21 protein-coding genes are annotated in these 23,995 nt (G+C 28.9%); 20 read left to right on the top strand and 1 reads right to left on the bottom strand.

Annotation, left to right across the window (positions count from 1 at the left end; translation table 11 throughout):
- Positions 1-147 precede the first annotated feature (147 nt).
- From mreB to KVH43_RS02915, 10 genes are all read left to right on the top strand, one after another.
- Complete coding sequence (mreB, locus tag KVH43_RS02960; RefSeq protein WP_218283393.1) at positions 148-1,179, top strand: rod shape-determining protein; 1,032 nt, start codon at positions 148-150, stop codon at positions 1,177-1,179.
- Between the two features lie 100 nt (positions 1,180-1,279).
- Positions 1,280-2,353: a flagellar hook-basal body protein gene (locus KVH43_RS02955; protein WP_218283392.1), complete on the top strand. Its 1,074-nt coding sequence runs from the start codon at positions 1,280-1,282 to the stop codon at positions 2,351-2,353.
- A gap of 140 nt (positions 2,354-2,493) precedes the next feature.
- Complete coding sequence (gene flgG, locus KVH43_RS02950; protein WP_218283391.1) at positions 2,494-3,285, top strand: flagellar basal-body rod protein FlgG; 792 nt, start codon at positions 2,494-2,496, stop codon at positions 3,283-3,285.
- A gap of 238 nt (positions 3,286-3,523) precedes the next feature.
- Positions 3,524-3,865 (top strand): rod-binding protein, encoded by a 342-nt coding sequence (locus tag KVH43_RS02945; protein WP_218283390.1) that lies wholly within the window; start codon positions 3,524-3,526, stop codon positions 3,863-3,865.
- Positions 3,866-4,031: 166 nt separating this feature from the next.
- Positions 4,032-4,463, top strand: a complete 432-nt coding sequence (gene fabZ, locus KVH43_RS02940) for a 3-hydroxyacyl-ACP dehydratase FabZ (protein WP_218283389.1) — start codon at positions 4,032-4,034, stop codon at positions 4,461-4,463.
- Positions 4,464-4,548: 85 nt separating this feature from the next.
- Positions 4,549-5,853, top strand: a complete 1,305-nt coding sequence (locus tag KVH43_RS02935; RefSeq protein WP_218283388.1) for a GumC family protein — start codon at positions 4,549-4,551, stop codon at positions 5,851-5,853.
- 68 nt (positions 5,854-5,921) lie between these two features.
- Positions 5,922-8,042: an O-antigen ligase family protein gene (locus tag KVH43_RS02930; protein ID WP_218283387.1), complete on the top strand. Its 2,121-nt coding sequence runs from the start codon at positions 5,922-5,924 to the stop codon at positions 8,040-8,042.
- The gene (locus KVH43_RS02925; RefSeq protein ID WP_218283386.1) at positions 8,039-9,175 is read left to right on the top strand and encodes a glycosyltransferase family 4 protein; all 1,137 of its coding nucleotides are present in this window, start codon (positions 8,039-8,041) and stop codon (positions 9,173-9,175) included. Before KVH43_RS02930 ends, KVH43_RS02925 begins: the two co-directional genes overlap by 4 nt.
- Positions 9,176-9,187: 12 nt before the next feature.
- Complete coding sequence (locus tag KVH43_RS02920) at positions 9,188-9,688, top strand: VanZ family protein (protein WP_218283385.1); 501 nt, start codon at positions 9,188-9,190, stop codon at positions 9,686-9,688.
- Complete coding sequence (locus KVH43_RS02915) at positions 9,685-10,782, top strand: DegT/DnrJ/EryC1/StrS family aminotransferase (protein ID WP_218283384.1); 1,098 nt, start codon at positions 9,685-9,687, stop codon at positions 10,780-10,782. The genes KVH43_RS02920 and KVH43_RS02915 overlap by 4 nt, the downstream gene beginning before the upstream one ends.
- Before the next feature lie 16 nt (positions 10,783-10,798).
- Here the strand turns inward: KVH43_RS02915 and KVH43_RS02910 are convergent, their stop codons facing one another.
- Positions 10,799-12,160 carry a phospholipid carrier-dependent glycosyltransferase gene (locus KVH43_RS02910; protein WP_218283383.1) on the bottom strand — a complete coding sequence of 454 codons (1,362 nt, stop codon included), beginning with the start codon at positions 12,158-12,160 and terminating at the stop codon, positions 10,799-10,801.
- An 89-nt stretch (positions 12,161-12,249) separates the two neighbouring features.
- Here KVH43_RS02910 and KVH43_RS02905 point away from each other — a divergent pair, with 89 nt between their 5' ends.
- From KVH43_RS02905 to KVH43_RS02865, 10 genes are all read left to right on the top strand, one after another.
- Positions 12,250-13,227 (top strand): hypothetical protein, encoded by a 978-nt coding sequence (locus tag KVH43_RS02905; RefSeq protein WP_218283382.1) that lies wholly within the window; start codon positions 12,250-12,252, stop codon positions 13,225-13,227.
- 93 nt (positions 13,228-13,320) lie between these two features.
- The gene (locus KVH43_RS02900; RefSeq protein WP_218283381.1) at positions 13,321-13,830 is read left to right on the top strand and encodes a winged helix-turn-helix transcriptional regulator; all 510 of its coding nucleotides are present in this window, start codon (positions 13,321-13,323) and stop codon (positions 13,828-13,830) included.
- Positions 13,831-14,183: 353 nt separating this feature from the next.
- Positions 14,184-15,325, top strand: a protein-coding gene (locus KVH43_RS02895; protein ID WP_218283380.1) for an IS3 family transposase whose coding sequence is annotated in 2 segments (ribosomal slippage) — positions 14,184-14,409 and positions 14,409-15,325 — 1,143 coding nt in all. Because the reading frame shifts where the segments join, the coding sequence is not laid out codon by codon here.
- A 183-nt stretch (positions 15,326-15,508) separates the two neighbouring features.
- Positions 15,509-16,546: a glycosyltransferase family 2 protein gene (locus KVH43_RS02890; protein WP_218283379.1), complete on the top strand. Its 1,038-nt coding sequence runs from the start codon at positions 15,509-15,511 to the stop codon at positions 16,544-16,546.
- Positions 16,547-16,681: 135 nt separating this feature from the next.
- Positions 16,682-17,227 (top strand): helix-turn-helix domain-containing protein, encoded by a 546-nt coding sequence (locus KVH43_RS13180; protein ID WP_255547756.1) that lies wholly within the window; start codon positions 16,682-16,684, stop codon positions 17,225-17,227.
- Positions 17,190-17,795 carry an IS630 family transposase gene (locus KVH43_RS13175; protein ID WP_255547757.1) on the top strand — a complete coding sequence of 202 codons (606 nt, stop codon included), beginning with the start codon at positions 17,190-17,192 and terminating at the stop codon, positions 17,793-17,795. Before KVH43_RS13180 ends, KVH43_RS13175 begins: the two co-directional genes overlap by 38 nt.
- A 1,166-nt stretch (positions 17,796-18,961) precedes the next feature.
- A complete protein-coding gene (locus KVH43_RS02880) occupies positions 18,962-20,521 on the top strand; it encodes a lipopolysaccharide biosynthesis protein (RefSeq protein WP_218283378.1) in 1,560 nt (519 codons plus the stop codon).
- Positions 20,522-20,733: 212 nt separating this feature from the next.
- Complete coding sequence (locus tag KVH43_RS02875; RefSeq protein ID WP_218283377.1) at positions 20,734-21,837, top strand: hypothetical protein; 1,104 nt, start codon at positions 20,734-20,736, stop codon at positions 21,835-21,837.
- Complete coding sequence (locus tag KVH43_RS02870) at positions 21,834-22,913, top strand: glycosyltransferase family 4 protein (RefSeq protein ID WP_218283376.1); 1,080 nt, start codon at positions 21,834-21,836, stop codon at positions 22,911-22,913. Before KVH43_RS02875 ends, KVH43_RS02870 begins: the two co-directional genes overlap by 4 nt.
- On the top strand, positions 22,913-23,995 hold the full coding sequence (locus KVH43_RS02865) for a glycosyltransferase (RefSeq protein ID WP_218283375.1): 1,083 nt from the start codon (positions 22,913-22,915) through the stop codon (positions 23,993-23,995). The genes KVH43_RS02870 and KVH43_RS02865 overlap by 1 nt, the downstream gene beginning before the upstream one ends.

The following is a 23,995-nucleotide window of genomic DNA, read 5'->3' as shown; positions in this document are numbered from 1 at the left end:
ACTGGAAAAAACTTTAAAATTTAAAAGGAATTATAAAATTGATATAGAATAGAATAAAGTGGATACGACAAATTTACTGTTAATCGAACAAAATATTTATTTTATATAGAAAAATATCTTCAGAGATAAGGATGGAAGGAGATTAAAATGTTTGGATTAGGAATGGAAGTAGGCATTGATCTAGGTACGGCTAGTGTTTTAGTATTTATAAAGGGAAAAGGAATCGTACTAAAGGAGCCTTCAGTAGTAGCGATTGATAAAAATACCAATAAGCTTTTAGCAGTAGGAGAAGAAGCTAGAAAAATGTTAGGAAGAACTCCTGGAAATATTGTTGCTATAAGACCATTAAAGGATGGAGTAATCTCAGATTATGAAGTGACAGAAAGAATGCTTCGATATTTTATACATAAAACCTGCGGGAAAAGAAGATTCTTCAAGCCTAAAATAATTGTTTGTGTACCTAGTGGTGTAACAGAAGTAGAAAAAAGGGCAGCTATAGAAGCGACTAGTGAAGCAGGGGGTGGAACTACTTATTTGATAGAAGAGCCAATTGCTGCAGCTATCGGAGCAGGACTTGATATATCTAAGCCAGATGGCAATATGGTTGTAGATATTGGAGGAGGAACGGCAGACGTAGCGGTTATTTCATTAGGAGGCGTTGTAGCAAGCAGATCTATAAAATGTGCAGGAGATAGATTTGATCAAGCTATTGTAAAATATATGAGAAAAAAGCATAATCTTTTAATAGGTGAAAGGACAGCAGAAAGCTTGAAGATAAGTATTGGAACAGCTTATCCAAAAACAAAGCTATTAACTGCTGAATGTAGGGGAAGAGATTTGGTATCAGGTCTTCCTAGAACTATCAAGGTTACTTCTGAAGAAATGCTGTATGCTCTTGAAGAACCAGTTATGGCTATTGCAGATTCTGTTCATGCAGTTCTTGAGAGAACACCACCAGAATTGGCAGCGGATATTAGTGATAGAGGTATTGTCATGACAGGTGGAGGGGCTTTGTTGAATGGTTTAAATAAACTTATTGAAGAAAGAACAGGAATACCTACTTATATTGCAGAAGATCCTATTGAATGTGTAGCAAAGGGAACTGGAGCGTCTCTTGAGTCTATTAATGTTTTGGAGAAGAGCATGATGAGCAGTAAGGATTTTAGAAGGTCTAGGTAGATGGTAGTAAATATTTTATTTTGGTAAAAAAGTATAAAGATTTTAAATAAGTATGTCGATAAAATAATAAGACTGTGTATACATAAAGGAGTGATAAACCATGCTCAGGGGACTTTATACAGCAACATCTGCTATGCAGACGAATAACAAAAAATTGGATGTGATTACTAATAACATTGCTAATATTGATACGGTAGGATATAAAAAAGACGTGGTTGTTTCCGAGTCTTTTCCAGAGACTTTGATAAAAAAAATCAATGCCCCTATGGATTTTTCAAACGTGGAAAATTTTAGTGGTATTACAGTAAAAAAAGAAGATAATTTATATGAAGTAAATACGAAGGGCGGATATTTTAGAGTAAGGACACCTAACGGAGATAGTTATCATAAGGATTTGAAATTTACAGTAAACGAGGATGGATACCTGAGCACATATTATAAAGATGTGAATGGAGAAATAGATACAAGGTCTGGCTACTTGGTATTAGGGAATAAAGGTCCAATTTATGTAGGAGATGAAGAGCTTGAAATCAATAATAGTGGACAAGTAATGATAGGTGGTAATATTGTAGATAATTTAGTAAAACCAGTATCCCCTAATACTATTGGAACTTTAAATGGTGGTGTTAGGTTTGATAGAGTATATGTAAATTATGAACAAGGACAACTTTATGAGACAGACAATGATCTTGATTTAGGAATAAAGGGGAAAGGCTTTTTTAAGGTTCAAACATCAGCAGGCTTGCGTTATACAAGAGATGGAAGCTTTAACTTAAACAAGGATAAGGAGCTTGTTACATTAGATGGATATAAGGTATTAGGAATAGATGGACCTATTATTATAGATGGAAAAGATGTGTCTATTAATGAATTAGGAGAAATAATGGTAGATGGAGAATATGTAGATACTATACAAGTTGTTGAACTAGAGAATATGAAGGATTTGAGAAAAGAAGCAAGCAACATGTATAGAATGTCAGAAGGAATGGAAGCGAAAGAGGCTACATTTACTGGAAAAATTGTTCAGGGCTTTTTAGAAAAATCTAATGTCAATGCTGTAAAGGAAATGGTGAAAATGATGAGCCTTTTTAGAAACTACGAATCTGGACAAAAAATCGTAAAGGCTTATGATGATACATTGGGAAAAGCTGTAAATGAGGTCGGAAAAGTATAAGTTTTTGATGATCCTTCTCCACTTCGTTAAGGCACTGTTTCTGTTATAACAGGACAAGGAAGAAACAGCACCTTAAAGGCGGTCGGCGGATGATCAAAAACTAGACTAAAGGGAAAGAAAATATAGGAGGGGAAACAAACATGAGAGCACTATGGACGGCTGCATCGGGAATGAAGGCACAGCAATTAAATGTTGATACAATATCTAATAACTTAGCTAATGTCAACACTACAGGATATAAAAAGCAGAGGGTTGAGTTTAAAGATTTATTATATGAGCAATTAACCAGAAAAAGTATTGATGAAGGACAGGGAAGACCAGTAAACCTTGAAATCGGTTATGGTGTTATGCCAATGGCAACACTTCGTTCTTTTACAAAGGGAAATCCTGAACAAACAAACAACGACTTGGATTTTGCTATAGATGGCGATGGATTTTTTGTAGTACGAGATGAAAATGATAATTTGTTTTATACAAAGGATGGAAGCTTTAAATTAAGTGTACAGGATGATGAAACAAGACTTGTTACATCAGAGGGGTATTTTGTACAGGCAGAGGGTGCTGATATAGAATTAGGCAGTGATATTAAAGAAATCACAGTTTCTCCAGAAGGAATGATAAATGTAAAAAGAAAAGGAGAAGATGATTGGGAAGAAATAGGACAAATGGATTTAGTAAGATTTCCAAATCCTGCTGGACTAGAAGCTATAGGACAAAACCTATATAAGGCAACTAATGCATCAGGTGAAGCTATAGAAGCAGAGGAAGGAGATGCAGGAGTGATCAAGCAGGGCTTTTTAGAAGCTTCCAATGTATCTGTAGTAGAAGAAATGGTCAAGATGATTACTGCTCAAAGAGCTTATGAAATAAATTCAAAGTCTATTCAAACAGCAGATCAGATGCTAGAGCAGGCAAATAATTTAAGAAGGTAAAAATAATAAAATTATGTGCGTAGTTGCTCTTTTGGGGTTTTATACCAGCACATTCCACTACAAAGTCCTAAATCTCCAAAAGCTTTAGGGATGGTTTAATTTGTCTTTGGAGATTTTTAACGAACTTTTCCGTTGCACTTAGCTGATAAAACCAACCAAAATAGCAAAATACTTACACTAATTTTATTAATTTTACAGATGCAAAATATTGAATCAAGAAAAAAAGGAGTGGATATCCTTGAAGATCAATTCTGTATTATCAACTACACTCAATAAATCTCAATATGAAAAAAGTAAAGTAAAGGATCATTCCTTTCAAAAAGCTTTTGAAAAAGCACAAGAAACAAAAGACAAAAAAAAGCTAATGAAAACCTGCAAACAATTTGAAGCAATATTTATAAACATGATGATGAAGAGCATGAGAAAAACTATTCATGAAGACGGTATTATAGAGAAGAGCTATGGGCGAGAAATTTTTGAGGATATGTTAGATGAAAAATTAGCAGAGGAAAGTGCTAAAGGTCAGGGATTTGGACTTGCAAGACAGATGTACAAGCAGTTATCTAAGAATATGAAATAGTGAATAAGAAATGTATAAAAGAGTCGATGAAGAATTAAGTTGACTCTTTTTGTGTATATATGACTAATTTTTACATTTCAATGAAAAAATTTATATTCGGTTGATTAATACTGTAACTTCTTGTAAAATAAAAGAGTTAAGGAATATAAAAAAGGAGTGTAAAAAAATGTTAAATAATATAGAGATTCAAAAAATTATCCCACATAGATATCCATTTTTATTAGTAGATAAGATTATTGAACTAGAAGCAGGAAAAAAAGCAGTAGGGATTAAAAATGTAACTATAAATGAACCATTCTTTCAGGGTCATTTTCCAGGAAACCCTATAATGCCAGGAGTTTTACAGGTTGAGGCTTTGGCACAGGTAGGAGCAGTAGCAGTACTATCCTTAGAAGAATATAAAGGAAAGCTAGCTGTGTTTACAGGGATTGAGAATGCAAAGTTTAGAAGACAAGTAGTACCTGGAGATACATTAAGGCTAGAAGTTGAAATGGTGAGTATGCGTAGAGGAATGGGAAAAGGTGAAGCAGTTGCTTATGTAGGAGATGAAGTTGCTTGTAAGGCGACTATTAAGTTTGCACTGATTGATAGGGAGTAGTACTGTGATGCATAACTTTGTATAAAGTAAAATATATTTGTTTGTAAAGACATATACATACTAATTTGAGAGTGGAGGAAAAGTAATGGAGCAGCAAACACAGTATGATGAAATCAGCCTAAGGGAATTGATAGAGGTATTATTAAGGCAAAAGAAATTGATTATAGGGGTTACCATTGTGTGCGTTTTGGCAGCTTTTGTGTTGAGCTTTTTTGTCATGAAGCCTGTATATGAAGCAAAAACTGTTCTAATGGCTTCCAATATAACAGATCGAATCAAAGCGAAGCAAAGAGGTGAAGGTATCGAAGGAATATTAGATTCTGTAGCAGAGCTTCCTGATCTTACTATTGAAACATACAAAGAACAATTGAAAAACCCAGTAATATTAGAAGAAACTATAAAAGAATTAGGATTAGATAAAAAAGAGATGACAAGACTTGATTTAGCAGATATGATTGAGCTTGAGACTATCAAAGATACAAATCTAATTCAGATCAAGGTAAAAAATACAGATAAAAAATTAGCAGCAGATATTGCGAATACTTTATCAAAAAAGTTTGTGAACTTTATTGCAGAAAAATCTAAGGAGCAAGCTAACAAATCATCTAATTCTATAGAGGAACAGAAAAATGTGCAAAAACAAAAGCTGGATGATGTTTTGGTAGAATATAAAAACTTTTTAGCACAGCCAAAAGGTGTAAAAGAGCTTCAAGCAGATATTGATGCTAAGATAAAGCTAGTTACGGACTATAAAACAAAATTGACAGAAGAAAAAGTAAATGAACAGCAATTAAGAGCAAAAATAAATAAAGCAGAAGATGAGTTAAAAGCGACTCCAGAAAAAGTAGCTTTAAAGAAATCTCTTTCAGATGATCCATATATGCTACAAGCAGCTAAAGAAAATTCTAGCAAGTCAAGTAGTGATTTGTTTTCTATAGCCATAGAGGTTGAGGAAAAAAATGATAATTACTATACTTTAAAAGATACTTTGTCTAAATTTAAAATACAATTATCAGAATGTATAGCAAAACAGCAAAATCTAAAAAAAGAAATAGCAAGAGCACAAAATGAATTAGAAAAGCTTCAAGTAGAGTTTGCAGAAAAGCAGCATGAGGAAAGAATTATTACAAATAAAGTAGATTTAGCACAATCAACCTATGATGCTTTTAATAAAAAATTAGAAGAAATAAGCATCGCTCAATCATCTATTTTAGAGGATGCAAATATTATTATAGAAACACCAGCATTAGTACCTATCAAGCCTGTATCACCAAATAAAAAGCTAAATATAGCTATTGCAGGTGTACTAGGAATCATGATCGGAGTATTTTTAGCATTCTTTAGAGAATACTGGAAAAATTCAGCAGTTACTAGCAAGGATGCAGCTTAAAGCGAGTAAGATATCAAGCAGATAAATGAAAGAGCAATTTTGATTTTAGAGAATATTTGGAGGTACTTATGTCTACCAAAGTAAAAGGAAAAAGAAAATTGAATATGGAAAGCTACACAAAAAGCAGTTTCTTATTTGTTTTATTTTGTATTATATTATTTTACCCACCTTTTTTTAGAGGGTCTTTCTTTGACTATGAGCTTTTGCCAACTCATATTTTCTCCTTTATTCTTTTTAGTATATGGTTGGGAAGGAAAATAAAGTATCAGGATTATAAAATACTTAAAAGCACTATAGATGTATTTGCAGGTTTGGTTGTTTTATTGTATTTATTATCTTGTTTTTATGGAGTCAATAAAAGACTTGCAGTAGGAGAGTTTTTAAAATATAGCAACTACTTTTTCTTATACCTAATGGCAAAGGAATTTGGAAAAGATTTAAAAGGAAAAGAAAAAATTTTGAATGTTTTATTAGGAAGTGCTTTTGTTGTGGCTATGGTAGGCATTGGCTCAGCCATAGGTACATGGAGCTATAATGGTGCTTATGTAGGAGGAAGAATCAATTCCACATTACAATATCCTAATGCATTAGCAGCATATATGGGAGCTATCTTTTTTGTCAGCGTAGGATTGTCTTTGAGAGCAAATAAATATACATTGAAAATATTATATGATATTGTATCTGTAACTTTTATATTTACGTTAATTTTAACTTATTCTAGAGGCATGTGGCTGTTGATACCATTATTAGTGGTTATATATATATTCCTTATGAAAAGGGATGAAAAGGTTATAGCATTTGTTAATATTGGGAGTAATACTTGTATTGGAGCTATCTTTTCTATCTTATTTAAAAAGGCTTTAGCACAGCCAAGTTCAGTGAAATTGTGGGCAATATTCATAGGGATGTTGATTGTAACAGCAATCCTAACTTTTGTTTTTAACAAAGGGGAAAGGTTTATCAAAAAAATTAATTATAAAGCAGTATACATATTTCTTGCGGTGCTGATTATTATAGTAGGATTTATATCAGCAGCTGTTTATCAAGATCTACCTAATATAGGAAAAGAAGAAGCTCAAATTAGCAGTATCACAAAAGGTGTTCTCAAGGTTGTACCAGAATCTATTATTTGGAGATTTAAAGAGGTAGATAAGATTCAAGATGGAAATGGTAGAGCTGTCTTTTATAAAGATGCATTAAAAATCGTAAAAGATTATCCGGTATTCGGTACAGGTGGAGGCGGTTGGCAAACTTTATACCAAAAGTATCAATCTTATATTTATTGGACAACACAAGCACATAATTATTTTATGCAGGCTTGGATAGAAATAGGAACAATAGGATTACTTTGTATTGCGTTATATATATTATCTATTATTAGAGTATTTTATATTTCAAACAAAAGAGAAAATGAGGACAAAACAATAAATACTTCTGTTTTTTTAGGAATAACAGCATTTTTTATCCATAGTATACTAGATTTTGATCTTACCTATGCTTCTTTATCTATTATATTATGGGTGTTAGTTGGTATATTAACTGCAACTAATGATGAAGAAAAACTTGTACAATACAATAAAAAAAGTATATTGTATGTAGGATTATGTTTTTCAATATTATTAGCTATTCTAACAGCTTCTCTTCATCAAGGGCAATTAAATGCAAGAAAGGCAGTTAGTGCAGTAAATGCAAATGATTTAAAAATGGCTATTGAATATTTTGAAAAAGCAGCTACATTAGATCCTTTGAAACCTGAAAACAAGGTTGATTTAGCGAACTTGTATATGATTGCAGCAAAACAAAACAAAGAATATATCAATAAGGCAAGAGAAAACTATGAAAAAGCAATAAAACTTGGAAAATATAATCCAAAAATCTTAGAAAAAGCAGCAAACTTTTACTTTATAACGGATCAAATTGATAAAGGTGTAGAATTAATAGAGCAAATCACCAAAATACAGCCTATGCGTGTAGAAAACTATAAAACAAAAAGTAAAGTGTATTATAAAGCTAGTGAATACTTTATAAAAAATGGAGAAAAAGAAAAGGCAAAAAAATATATTGATGGATTATTAAATATTGAAAAGGAATTTGAAGCAGTAGCGAATAGAAGTCAAAAACCTATGAAAATGACAGATGAAACTAAGAAGTATATAGAGGATGGGAAGAAGTTAAAGGAGAAACTATGAAGCCTAAGATTTTAGAAGTTTCAGCAATTGATTTAACTATATATAAATTCATATTACCATTAATGAGGGAACTTAAAAAAAATGGCTTTGATGTAAGCTGTGCAGCAGCGTATATGGGTGCAGCAGATAAAATAGAAGCTGAAGGGTTTAAGGTATATCATATAGATATAGAAAGGAAAATAGCTCCTATATCTAATATAAAAACCATCATACAATTATATAAAATAATAAAAAAAGAAAAAATTGATATCATTCATGTGCATACACCTATTGCAGCAGTGCTAGGAAGAATAGCAGCAAAGCTTGCAGGTGTAAAACATGTCATATATACAGTACATGGTTTCTATATGAGCAATAAATTTTTCTATCATATAGAAAAATTCATGGCAAAATATTTTACGGATTATATATTCACGGTAAATAACGAAGATTTAACGTTTGCACTAGAGAACCATTTTATTTCTTCAAAAAAAATTATGAACATAAATAGTGTTGGGATAGATACTGATAAATTCGACCCACAAAAAATAGATATTAAAGTAATAAAAGAAATTCGAAAAAGCTTTCAAATAAAAGCTGCGGATAAAGTGATAGGCTTTGTAGGAAGAGTTGTAAAAGAAAAAGGAGTACTAGATTTAATAAATGCTTTTATATATTTAAACAAACAAAAAGAAAATATCAAGCTACTTATTGTAGGTTCATGGAATTTAGGAGAGAGAGACAATAGCACAAAATTTGAAATAGATCAACTTATAGAAAAATATAATCTAAAGGATAAAGTTATATTTACAGGACATAGAGAAGATATCAAAGAATTTTTAAGTATTATGGATATATTTGTGTTGCCATCTTATAGAGAAGGTATGCCAGTATCACTTCTTGAAGCTATGTCTATGGAAAGATGTGTAGTAGCTACAGATATAAGAGGATGTAGAGATGAAGTAGATGAAGCTACAGGAATACTATACAAAGCAGGAGATGTTGAGAAGCTTGCTAGTATACTAAATGATTTATTAAACAGTGAAATAAAGAGAAGAGAATTTGGCAAAAATGCACGAAAAAGAGTGCAAAAACTATTTGAACAACAACAAGTCATTGAAAAACAAATAAAGTTGTTTAAAAAATTATTGTAAGGTAGAGAGAATATGAACAAATATGAGTTATTCAAAAGAACAGTATGGATCATGACTATAATATGGATGATGACTATATTCTATTTTTCAAATCAACCAGCAAATATATCTAGAACTCAATCAGGAGAGATTTTGGTAAAAATGGATATATTATCAGAGGATGAAACAACTATTATAGGAGATAACAGGATCAGCACTTTGCAAAATATAGTTAGAAAATCAGCACATTTTATTGAATATTTTGGATTAGGGATACTTATGACACTGTCTATCATGCTATTAGATTTAAAGATAGGGAGTAAGAAAAAATATATGATTTCATGGATGAGTTGTACATTTTATGCTATAAGTGACGAAATCCATCAATGTTTTATCCCAGGAAGAGGACCAATGGTAAGAGATGTATTTTTAGATTCCTTTGCATCTTTTACAGGAGTGATGATTATAATGTTAGCTTTTATTATATTTAGACAAAGGTTAGAGTCTATTATTGAAAGGGGTCAATTAAGATGAATATCCCATTAGCAAAACCAGATATTACACAAAGAGAAATAGATGCAGTTACAGAAGTGTTAAGATCTGGAATACTAAGTATAGGTCCTAAAATAGAAGAATTTGAAAAGAAAATAGCAGATTATATAGGAGTAAAGCATGCAGTAGCAGTAAACAGTGGTACAAGTGGACTTCATTTAGTTATAAAAGCATTAGGAATAGGTTCAGAAGATGAGGTCATCACAACACCATTTTCCTTTATTTCATCGTCCAATTGTATATTATTTGAAGGAGCTACTCCTGTATTTGTTGATATAGATGAAAAAACACTAAATATTGATATAGACAAAATAGAAGAAAAAATCACCCCAAAAACTAAAGCCATATTAGTGGTAGATGCTTTTGGACATCCAAACGATATGGAGAAAATAAATGAAATTTCAAAAAAATATAATCTTAAAGTAATAGAAGATGCTTGTGAAGCATTAGGAAGTGAATACAAAGGGATCAAGTGTGGTAAAAACTGTGATGTAGGAGTATTTGCATTTTATCCAAATAAACAGATTACTACAGGTGAAGGTGGTATCATCGTAACAGATGATGATGAAATAGCAGATTTATGTAGGAGTATGAGAAGTCAGGGGAGAGCTATTACAGGAACATGGCTCTATCATGAAAGATTAGGATATAATTATAGGTTGAGTGAACTTCATGCAGCACTAGGTGTTGTACAAATCGACAGAATAGAAGAAATTCTTCAAAGACGAGAAGCGGTAGCGAATACATATAATCAACTACTAAAGAAAGTAGAAGGTGTAACAATTCCTTATATAGCTAAAGATGTGAATAAAATGAGTTGGTTTGTGTACGTCATAAGATTTGCTGAATATATAGATCGAAATTTAGTGATGGAAGAGCTTCAAAAAAGAGGAATAGGATGTAAACCTTATTTTACACCTATACATGTACAACCTTTTTATCAAGATCAAGTAAAAGAAAAGTTTGAGGTTACTGAAAGAGTGGCAGCTCAAACTATAGCGCTTCCATTTTATACAGGGATGAGGAAAGAAGAAATTGAATACGTAGTAGAGCAGCTAATTGAAGCTTTGAAGTAAAGCTTCAATTAGCTGTTTATATATTACCTTTAATATACTTATCGATATATTTGTTCTTTAAGCATATAAAACCTTCACCAATAAATATAAAAGCAAAAGCTTGAAATTGCATTCTATATCTGTAGATTGCGCCAATATTTCCAACAACGATAGCATTTGAAACCCATAAAATCAAAAGGTATACAGCTATTGCATAAGATAAAGGTTCTTTATTTTTTAATTTTATAATTAGCCCGACAAAAATAAATATCAAACTAATATACCATGAAATCATTTCAGGTATGGTAAGTTTCACAATAATACTATCTAAACTGAACCAGTGCTTTGGTGTAGGTTGCAGGAGATAATCTTTTAATAAAGAGGGTAAAGCTTTCATGAGCTTATCTATAGTGGAGATATCTTTTTCTAATCCTGCATCATCATATGAAAATCCATTTTGCCTTAGGATATTTAATTTTTCAACTGATTTAGCTAAAGTATTACCAAAGTATGATTGTGCTTCATTAGTGTTGAATATAACAATATTACATAACAAAACAATAGATAATACAATGATACTAAATACTTTTCCCTTTTTAGATTTAAGTATATATATAAATAATCCGCCTACAAATCCAATAGAAATTGGAATAAACATATAAAATCGGATAGTTGAGCTCAAATAAATAAACAGTATGATTGGAATAATCAAGAAATATTTATAAGAACTTTTTTTATAAAAAATCATAGCTAAAAATAAAAAAGAAAGAGATGTAAAAAACAATACAAAAGAATCTTTTAATAAATCCGATGACCATATTAAAAAGCTTGGAAAAAACCATATGAGCACTACGGATAATCTAGCAGATAACATATTAAACTTTGAAATTAATACAGTCTTATATACAATTAAACCAGATATTATAATTATAAAAGCATTCAAAAACGAAAACATTATTCGATTGACATCAAATAAATAAAATAATACACCGACTATATAAGAGTAACTATTATCGTACTTTGGTATATCATTAAAAGGGACACCTTTACATAACATCTCAGCAACTTTGATCCCCCAGTTTAAATACTTTACACTATCTACACCAAAGTTAGTCAAAACAAAATTAAAAACTAAAGTTAATCCAAAGTGGATCATGACAGATAATATTGATAAAATAGTAAGGTCTAATAAGTATTTATCATTTTTTAATATGTGTTTAGATATTGAAAAAGTTAATAATATAATGATAAATCCAAAACCTATAGTTTGAAGTATGGGATTTTGATAAATTAATCCACTAGAAAGTAACACACATGCTATTAAAAGAAAAATAAAAAAATATTTAGTTGTTTGCTTAAATATTATATAATTGAAGTTGTGAAGTTTGTTAAAAAACATGATATATACTCCTTTTGTCAATATGATATTATTATAAACTATGTAGGATTGATTTGAAAGAAAAATACATGAATAAGGTGAGATACAATATGAATAAAAAAAATAAAATATTATTATTAATAAGTTTAATACTACTATGTACATCTATTTATGTCAATGTAGTTAAAAAGACAATAAAACCTATAGTTATAAAAAAGCATTCTTTTAAAAGAGTTGTTGAAGATATTCAAGGGAATACAGTATATGATTTCAGATATGATATAGAATGTCAGGGAAAAAATCAAGAAAAACCTTCTTGTCAAATCAATATTTATGCTATCAATGTTCGAGAAAAAGAAACATTACTTAACACAATTAGATATTATTCTCCAAAGGGGACTGGGAATTTAGTATTTAAAACATTGAAAGATACAAAATTTGTAAGAGTTGAAATTAAACCAACATCGAATTTACAAGGATCAATAAAGATGATGAAGGCAGAATTGATTGATCTAGAAAGAGAAGAAAGCAGAGTTATAATGGTTAATTATAAATATTTGTCTAAACTTATTGAAAAATATGATGTGTTCAATGATATTTCTAAAATAGATAAGAGCAAGTATACCTTATTTGCTAATAGTATACTTCCTGATAAAAATTATAAGAATCTTGAAAATTCGAATAAAGAATCAACATATTTTGATGGACAATACCCTATAAATTTATCAGATAAAATATTGTTTTTAGGATCTACTATAGAACAAATAAATAAAAACAAAGTTAAAATAAAGTTTAGATTTAAATGTATAGATAAGCTAAACATAGATTATGTATTATGGTTTCATGGAGGTGTAATAGATACAAAAACATTAGAAAGATATGAAATAAAAAATTGGGATCATAATTTGCCTATTGAGACAACAGAATGGGAAATAGGGAAAATATATGAACATGAAAAAACAATTACAAGTAATCCAGGGCAGTATTATCTAAAATTTGGATTTTGGAGGCCAGCGAAAAGTTCGGAAGATGGTAATGAATATAGATTGTTTCCAAATATAATACTTGGGTGGATACAGATAAAATAATAAAATGTAAACTATTGACATAATTTGAAACAAGAAGTACAATTAAATAGAAATGTTCAAAAAATGAACAAAAGAGAAAGGTTGCAGCATTGAATGAAAGAAAATGAAATGAATATATTAGAAATTTTGAGCGGTGATTCTAATATATCTCAAAGAGATATAGCTAAAAAGACAAATATGAGTTTAGGAATGGTAAATACTTTGATAAAAAAATGTGTGAAGAAAGGATTAATAAAAATAGAAAATCTGAATGCAAGAAGTGTTCGATATATTTTAACGCCAAAAGGGATAGAGGAAAAGGCAAAAAAAACACTAGAGTATGTATCCAAATCCTATAGAGCCATACTATTAATTAATAGTTATATAAAAGAAGTAACACAAGAGCAGATAAAAAAGAGAAAAAAAATTATCGTAGTAGGTTCAAATGATGAAATGAAAGAAATAATAGTTCATACATTGAATGATATGGGAGTAAGCTTTGAGGTTTATAATGATATAGAAAAAATTAAAGATTTTAATATGAAAGTGATATATATATGGGAAAATGTGTATGATGAACAATTGAGATATAAATCCATAGAAAATATAAATTTAATAAAGTAAATTTTGTATGCTATCAAATCTATTTATAATAAAGACAAATTTTTCAGTTTTCTTGCAAAAAATTATGTTCTTTGAAATATTTTGTTTAAATATAAATTTTTAAATGTTATCTACATTTAACTCTTTACCTAATAATTTATTGATAAATTAACAAATAGCATCGTTGATATTACGAAGTTTGATATGTATTGGAGTAACCTTTGATAGATGTTAGCCGTAATAATGAATACTACGGCAATATTGAGATCTAACATATGTTATCCTTTTATCTTTATAATGAGTGGTGCTAGTATAGTTTTATGGACACAAATTGGTTAAATATATAAAATAATAACTGAGAGGATGTGTCCATAATGAACAATAAAAAATTCAATCAAGATTTTAAAAAGACAATTGTAGATCTGTATTATTCTGGTCGTTCTGTAAAAGAATTAAGCAGCGAATATGGTGTTTCAGATGTCACTATATATAAATGGATTAAAAGATTTTCTCCTATATCTACATCAGATGGAAAAACTACTACATTAAATGATGTAGCAGAATTAAAAAAACAAATTGCACGCCTTCAGGAGGAGAATACTATCTTAAAAAAGGCTATCACCATATTCGCCAAAGCATAAATGATGATCAATTATTTAAAGTTATTACAGAGCAGTCTGATAAACATTCTATACAAGCTATGTGCAAAATACTAGAAGTTTCTCGTAGCTCTTATTATAATGCACTTTGTCATACACCTTCTAATCGAGAACTTGAAAATAAAGAACTAAAAGAAACAATTTATAACATCTATACTCAATCTAAAAGAAGATATGGTGCTCCTAAAATATATCATATGCTTTTAAAAAAAGGATACACAGTTAGCATAAAAAGAGTACAGAGAATAATGCGAAAGCTTGGTATTTATGCTATTACAGTCACAAAGTATAGACCTTATTCAACAAAACAGAAAGTCATAAAATATCCTAATCTACTTAATCGTGATTTTCAAACTACTGTACTTAATCAAAAATGGGTAACGGATATCACTTATATACATACGATAAAAGATGGATGGTGCTATCTTGCATCTGTTATGGATCTTCATTCTCGTAAAATAATAGGGTATTCATTTGATACTGCTATGACTGTAAATGTAGCCTTACAGGCTGTAAAGAATGCTTATATTTCACAAAACCCTATAGATACACTTGTATTGCATTCCGATTTAAGCTCGCAATATACAAGCATGGAATTTGGGAGGTACCTTAAATCTAAGGGGATACAGCACTCCTTTAGTCGTAAAGGGTGTCCTTATGACAATGCTCCTATTGAATCATTCCATTCTGTATTGAAAAAAGAAGAAATTCATCATGTAAAATATATAGATTTTCATACCGCTAAATTAGCCATATTTGAATACATTGAAGGTTGGTACAATAGAAAACGTATCCATGGATCATTAAAATATAAAACCCCTCAACAAGTAGAAAATGAGGCTAAAATTGCATGTTAAAAACTAACTTTTTGATTGACATAGATCCATGAGGTCGTTTTCAATGAAAGATTAACATAATGATTGGAACTGCTTTGTTAATAATTTCTAACTAGTAAAACGGATTAATTGGATTTATTTTAATATCATTAATAATCGCTTTGAGAATGAAAAAGAAGATATTAAGTAAAAGAGGTGTAGCGTATGATTAAACCATTAATAAGTGTTATAATACCTATGTATAATTGCGAAAAATATATAGAAGAATGTATTAAATCATTGTCAACTCAAAGCATAGCAAAACAAATTGAAATAATAATAGTTGATGATGGGTCAGAAGACAAAAGTGCAATTGTTGCTCAGGAAAGTCTACATTATTTTAATTTAAAGGGAAAAGTTATTAGACAGGTAAATAAAGGTGTTAGTGCAGCAAGAAATATAGGTATTGATGAAGCTAATGGTGAATTTTTAATGTTTATTGATGCCGATGATACTTTAATAAAAGATGCCCTTAAAAGTTTATATGATAAGGCAATTAAAAAAAAATCTAAATTAGTTTATGGCGGATATAGAAATGTTACTAGTAAGAACAAAGAAATTTGGAATTATACTAATACATATAAATACTTTAGTGGAAGTGGTAGTGATACAACTCTATTATTTTTGCAACGAAAGATTTGGATACGTATTGGTACATTTATTGTTTGTAAAGAATTAGTTATCACAAATAAAATTAGGTTTAGTGTGGGATGTAAATATGGTGAAGACCAAGAGTTTACAATAAAATGTCTTCTAGCATCAGAAAAAGTAGAAACAATTTCTCAAACAATTTATAATTATCGACAACATGATGATTCTGCTATGAGAAAGAGAAACTTTGAACAATTTGATTATGTAGATGCTATGATTAGAATATATAGATATTTGGAAGATAATAACTATAGCAATGATGAGTTAAAAGAAACAATAGTTCATTATGTTTTACCAAATGCCATCATGAGTGTAATATATTGTTTAGCGTATTCCGGGGTGAAGCATAAAGAATTAGTTACTTTTATTGAAAAAAAAGAATATGATAAATTCCTTAAAGTTCCACTTAATGATATTGCTATAGGATATGGGATTGATAAAGAAATTATGTTATGGAGGAAATATCCTATATATTATTGCTATAAAGCACATTTGCGTTTTTTTATAAAAAGTTTTATCGTAAAAGCTACAAAGCTTTTTGTTTTTAAATAACAAAAGTAAATTTTGATGAGTATTGCTTTTTATTTGCTTTTAATATAGATAAACAAATTTAATTTCTTGGCTATGCTGCATTTTTAAGTGATTTTTTCCATATCCTAAGAAAAAAGCCCTTAGGAGATGAGATAAATGAGTAGACCAACAATCGTAACAGCAGATCTTCACGGACATTCCATAAAGGAATTGAAAAAATTAAGAAATACCCACAACGTAGCATTAGCACGAAATATACTTACAGCAATTATAATGCTTGCTGAAGGTTATAAAGTTAAAGCAATAGCAGATTTTCTCTTACAATCAGATGTAAATATTTATGTTTATATCAAGCGTTGGAATGCTTTAGGAATAAAGGCACTAGAAGATCGTAGAGGAAAAGTTCCTTCTAATTGTAAAATTACTGCTGAAATGGAAGATGATCTTCTAAAAACAGTTATGCATACTACTCCTAATAATTTTGGTCTATTAGGTCACGTATGGACGGCTCAACTTCTAGCTGACTATCTGTATCAAAACTATGAGGTCAGAGTATGTGCACAAACTATACGTAATATCCTTCACAAAAACAACTTTAGTTTTAAAAGAGCTCAGAAAAAACCAACAAAAGGTGTAAAATCCGAACAGGAAGCCTTTAAAAAAAATGATAGATTTAGTATCTACTGTAGAAAACGACTCTGAAAGTGTTCTATACGTAATGGATGAAACAGGTCTAAGAACCGAATCGGATAATAGGAGAAGTTGGAGCCTTGTGGGGGTATCCCCTATATTAGAAAGTAACGGTTCTCATGAAGGTGTAAATATCATAGGCGCCACAGAAATCACCAAAAATTTTGATACAGTTGCTGATATATACTCAGCTAAACAAAGTATAACCAGCGAGGAAATACAAAGCTTCATGGAATACCTATTAGAGTGTAATCCTAGTAAGAAGGTATATCTTGTTTTAGACAATGCTAGAACACACAACAATGTGAAAATACAAGAGTTTTGGGAGTCAAATAAAGAAAGACTTGTTCTCATCAATACACCTGCTTATTCACCACAACTTAATCCCCAAGAAAATATATGGAACCTGCTCAAAAACAAGATCTTTAATATTGGAGCTAGAGAAAATATAGAAGTGTTGTTTGATGAAATCGCCTCTCTTTATGACCAATTCAATGAAGATAAAGAGCTCATAAAATCTATTGTTTATGGCATAAATTACTATTATAAATTACCCGATATAGGATTATTAGCTGCGTAAATAGTCTTAGAATTTTACCATTATTTGTAATGGATAACTAATCATTAAAAATGGTTTATCTATAAAAATTCTAACATTTACTTTTTAATATGAGGGAAAAACTTAATTGCAAGTTGCAAATCAATTGATAAAAAAGAAGACATTTCAATAAATCAAAATTAGATATAGGAGGATAAATTATTGGAAATTCCAATTAGTCATATTTCTAATATATTGAATTATGGAAGTGGTATGCTGGGAATAGCACTTATTAAATATTTAAGTGAATATTCAGAACCTAAGAGAATACAAAACGTTTAATTTTTAGAACAAGAAATAATAAGGATTAAAAAATATACAAATAAAGAGAATTTGTTCTAATAATCTAAAGTAAAGGTTTATAAGAATATGCTTTGATAGAAAAGAGGAACATATGCGAATGCAAGCAATAAAAATCAAAGTGATAAAAATAACGTCTAGAGTTATGCTTTTACTAATAAATTGACTTATTAGTTATATAGTAGCTATTATTATAAGAAATCATTTTTCTCTATTCTTAAAAAATGAATTACGAGAATAAATAAAATAATCTTTGTAGTGATTGGCTGTGGATTGGAAAGTTATATGGAATATATAAATAAACGATACAATACAATGCTTAAGCTTGTTACCTATTGCTGGAAATATAGGGAAATATTATATACCATCAGATGTATGTATATCATCAAGTTATACAGACGGGGTTTCGTATGTTCTATGTGAAGCTGGAGTCACTTATTATAAGTAATATACCTAGCATTAAGATGGTTACCAAGTTACCAGTATCCAAAGTGTTTGAATTGGAAGATATTTTAGCTTTGACATAAGCTATCTAGGAAACAATTTACAGCAACATTAATTTATATAAGCCATTATTTGAAGAAATAAGTAAGACTATACATTTTCAATATAGTGTCGATAAATGGATAAATAAAGTAGTGCGCTTATATTTTGAATACAATCTGATTTAGAAAGTTTGTTTCTATTGTTTATGAATTTATTAATGCAATAAATTATACATTTCAAGTATATTATTGTATTTAAGGTGAGTGGAATAAATACTATATAAAGTTAGGTGTGATTTCTAAATCTTTGTGAGTAGTTAGCTACAAATCAAAAGAAATGATGTAAAGGATGTTTAAAAGTTTATGAGAACAACAAATTCTATTAAGAATATAGTAGCTGGAATATCGATGCAATTTGTAATTATTCTATTAAATTTTGTATCAAGAGGAATTTTTATAAAGACACTTGGGGCAAATTACCTAGGTATAGATGGATTATTTACAAGCATATTAGCGATGCTTAATCTTGCCGAATTAGGTATAGGCTCAGTTATAATTTATAGCTTATATAGACCACTAGAAGAAAAAGACACTTATCAAATAGCAGCATTAATGAGATTCTATAAAATGGCATATAGAATGATTGGGGTATTAGTTCTAGTAATAGGATTTGTAATAACGCCGTTCTTACATGTATTTATAAAAGAAAAACCTGATATTTCTCATATTAATATAATATATTTACTTTTTGTATTAGATACATTTTTTTCTTACTTTTTTTCATACAAAAGACCGATTATTGAAGCTGATCAAAAAAGTTATATATTATCTGTAGTTAGGATAGCTCAGCAATTTATCTCTAACTTAACAACCATAAGTATACTATTAATTACTAAAAATTATATTCTATACTTACTTTCAAGAATATGTATTCGTGTCCTTGAAAATTTAGTAATAATTTATATAGCAAATAAAAAGTACCCCTATATTAAAAGTATTGATAGAGCTACAAAACTTGGGCAAAAAGATAAAAAACTTCTATTTAAGAATATAAGAGCAATTTTTTTGCATAAAATTGGAAGTTATTTTGTTTTCTCAACTGATAACCTCATAATTTCATCTTTAATAGGTGTCATTTCAGTTGGTATTTATTCAAACTATACATTGATAATAAATGCAATAAAAGGGTTAACAAGTCAAGTGTTTTTAGGTATTACTGCAAGCTTTGGAAATTTGGTAGTAACTGAGTCATCAGGAAAAAAATATGAGATTTTCAGAATAATGATGTTTATTAACTTTTGGATTAGTGGATTTTCATCGGTATGCCTTTTTATTCTTCTAAATCCGTTCATTATACTATGGATTGGAAAAGATTATGTTTTTGAACAAAAGATAGTAGGGATTATAATTTTTAATTTTTATATAATGAATATGAGAGCTTCTATCAATATTCCAAAACAAACCTCGGGGTTATTTGTAAATGATAAATATGCACCACTCATAGAATCAGCTGTTAATCTAATAGTTTCAATTATATTAGTAAAACAAGTTGGAATTATCGGTGTGTTTATAGGAACCACTATTAGTACACTTTCTGTACCTTTTTTCACAGTACCTTATTTATCGTATAAATATGTTTTTGAAAAGCCACTTTATAAATATTACTTAGAGTATATTTGTTATGCAGGAGCAACTTTAACTGCAGTTATATTTATCCAATATATTATGAAATTTGTTTTTGTAGATATAACATTTGTAGGATTTATTGGGAAAATTATAGTGTGTGTTGTTGTTTCAAATGTAATATTCATTTTATTTTTCTTTAGGACAGAACAGTTTAGGTATTTGGTTGATAGATTTAAATATTTAATAATTGAAAGAATTAATAAACCTTCGATATTAGAAAAACTTTTCAGAAAATAATATTGTAGCAAATATGCAATGTGCTACAAGGGTAGATATATAATTGCTCTATATTAGAATGGTTGTGGTAGGAAAAACTAATGATATTTTTTAATAGAAATAGTATTTAAATTTTGAATACTAGTAAGTTTATATATAGATACAGAAATTGACTATGTCTATAATATAGTATTATGATATAAGCACAAGTCGTAATAAAGAAAGGGATTTATATGAAAAACTTTACTATTTCAATATTATTTGTATTTTCAGGTTTCTTTTTAACACAAATTGTTCCAATAAGTCCTTTCCATATTTCTTTAGTTACAGGTATATATTTATTTTTATTAATTATGATAAAGAAACAGAGCCTCATAAAAGAATGTTTAATTGTCCAAGTGATGTTAACTAGCATTTATTTTTTTGGAGAGCAATTATTAGTAGAGGGTGATTTAAAAGTTACTATAAGCATACTGTACTCATTGATATATTTACCGATTGGTATTATATTATTATACAAGGAGAATTATTTTAACATATTAAAAATTTCTAACAGGTTTATAAATTGGTCTCTAATGTTATTGATTATAGAGTGCTTTTATAGGCTGAGTAATCCAAATTCAAGCTATATTTCTGCAGTCAAAGCTCAAGGAAATTCACAGTATATTTTTTATGCATATAAGTTTAACAGTATAATGTATAATGATTCTAATTTTGTAGCAATTTTTATATTATGTGTATTTTTCTTTACATTATATTTAAATAAATATCATAACGTGAAATATAGATTTCAGTTAGCAAGTTTATTTATATTATGTATTTTAACACTTGGAAGAGCTAGTATTACTTCACTTGTTTTTTGTTTATTATTATTTCAAATTATAGATAAAATGAAAAAGTATAGAATTAATTATTTGATTGTAAGTATGTTTATAATTATGGTCATCATAGGAGGTATAGTTTTAGGGTATTTTAGCTTTAGTCAAGATAGCAGTTTTATTTCTAAATTTCAAATATTATATCTTGCTTTCAAGAATGTTAATAGTTGGGGAGTCAAAGATCTTCTTTTAGGAGTAGGATTTAATAATGCACCTAAGATATTGAATATATCCGCTCATAATTTTTTATTAGTATATTTTTTTGAATCAGGAGTTATAGGTTTAAGTCTAATATTATTTTTAATTTATGTAATTACTATAAAAACTAATTATAGGGGATTATATATTATATTACCGTTTTTAATATCTGGTATGTCATTTGCTCCATATGCTATACCGTATTTTTATGCAATTCTAGGGGCTATATATGTATTAGAAAATAGAAAGGGGATCAAATGAAAAAAATAGTTTTTTTTATTCCTTTTGGTATGGAAACGCCAGGGGGAGCAGAGAGGGTCTTAGCTACAATAGCAAATGCATTATCGAATAAATCGTACAATATTAAAATAATCACATTTAATCAAGAAAAGTCATTTTATAAGTTAAATGATAATGTTCAAATCATTTCATTAGGTTTAAGTAAATCTAAAAATTATGTTTATAGAAAAATACAACCCCTTTTATATATGGGGAAATTTAGAAAAATTATTAAGAAGATCTCTCCTAATGTAATCATTACATTAGGAATAGATGGGGTTATTTTCAAAATGATTGCGCTACTATTTTTCAATAGAAAGATAAAAAAAATTGCATGGGAACATAATAGTTATTTTCAACCAACTTATAAAATTTTAAATTTCTTAAGAACTTTTGTGTACAAATATTTAGATAAAGTTTTTGTTTTAAATACTACTGATGGGCAAGTCTATAAGAAATTATTTGGAGAAGAAAAAATTTGTATTATGCCTAATCCCGTTCCATGGGAAAGTACAAAAGTAAGTAACTTATCTGAAAGGGTAATTGTTGCAGTTGGAAGATATCAAGATGTAAAAGGATTTGATTTTTTAATAAAAGCATTTAAAGATGTTGTTAATACTTGTCCTGAATGGAAATTAAAAATTTTCGGAAAAGATGAGGGTGATAAAGAAAAATTATCAAACTTGGTAAGGAAGCTACGATTAGAAGAAAATGTAGAATTGAATGATGTAAAATCTGATATTAAAGAGGCATACTTGAATTCTTCTATATACGTTATGTCTTCAAAATTCGAATGTTTCCCTATGGTTTTGTTAGAAGCTAAAGAATGCGGATTGCCAATAGTTAGTTTTGACTGTCCCAGTGGTCCCAGAGATTTAGTTGAAGATGGAGAAGATGGCTATCTAGCAAGATATTTAGATATTGATGATTTATCTAAAAAAATAAAAAAACTTACAACAGACCAAGAAACAAGAATAAAATTTGGTAAGAAAGCTAAGGTTAATGTTGAAAAATATAAGTTAAAAGAAATAGAAAAAAAATGGGTGAGGGAAATATAATGAAAATAATGGTTTTAGTGCCCAGTTTACAAGAAAAAGGTCCAATCATAGTTGCTGAAAATATAGCAAAATATTCTAATGATCCTAACTTCGAATATATTTTTGTATCATTAAGAAATAATTCACAACAGGATATACAAAGGTTTAAGAACAATCATATAAAAACTTATGATATAGGAATGGGGAAAATACCTTTTAAAAGAGATATTTTAAAGATTAAAAATATAATAGAGCAAGAAAAACCAGACATAATTCATGTACACAGTTTTTGGCCAACGATCATTATTTCAAAAAATTTTAGCAGTTATAGATCAATTACTACTTTGCACAATAATCCTATGGAAGATTTTACATATCAATATGGAGAAATTATTGGTCGTTTGATGACTTATTTTATGAATAAAGCATTAATGAAAATCGATAAGAAAATAGCAATTTCTGAATATATAAAAAATGTTTATTGTAAAACGGGTTTTGAAAATATAGATGTAATATATAATGGAATAGAAGATAATTTAAAAAATGCTGAGCAGAATATAGATACTGAAATTAATATAGTTTCAATTTCAGTATTAAATAAGTGTAAAAACATATTTAAAGCTTTAGATATAATTAAGCTTTTAAAAGATAAAAAAATTAAAGTTAAGTATAGAATTATTGGTGATGGTATCCTTAAAAATAAAATTGAAAAATATATTGTTAACAATGATATTCAGGACATTGTTCAATTAGTTGGTAAAGTAGAACGGGAAAAAGTGTTTGAATATATACAAAAATCAGATGTATTGCTTTTTACTTCATTAAGTGAGGGATTTGGGCTTGTTGTAGTTGAAAGTATGATGATGAAAAAACCTGCAATAGTTAGTGATATTCCAGTAATGCATGAAATAGTAGATAACTATGAAAATGGAATAATAGCTAAATCGGATAATGACTATGTAAAAGCAATACAGTTTTTATATAAGCATAATAATTATGAAATAATGTCTAATAATGCAAGAAAAAAATATGAATCAAAATTTAGAGTTGAAAAAATGTCAATCGAATATGAAGAAAAGTATCATGAAATGATAGGAAGGTAG

It is taken from the genome of Crassaminicella indica, from assembly GCF_019203185.1.
Classification (GTDB): Bacteria; Bacillota; Clostridia; order Peptostreptococcales; family Thermotaleaceae; genus Crassaminicella; species Crassaminicella indica.
The sequence above is the reverse complement of the archived record's forward strand: the minus strand, read 5'-3'. Positions and strand labels throughout refer to the sequence as shown.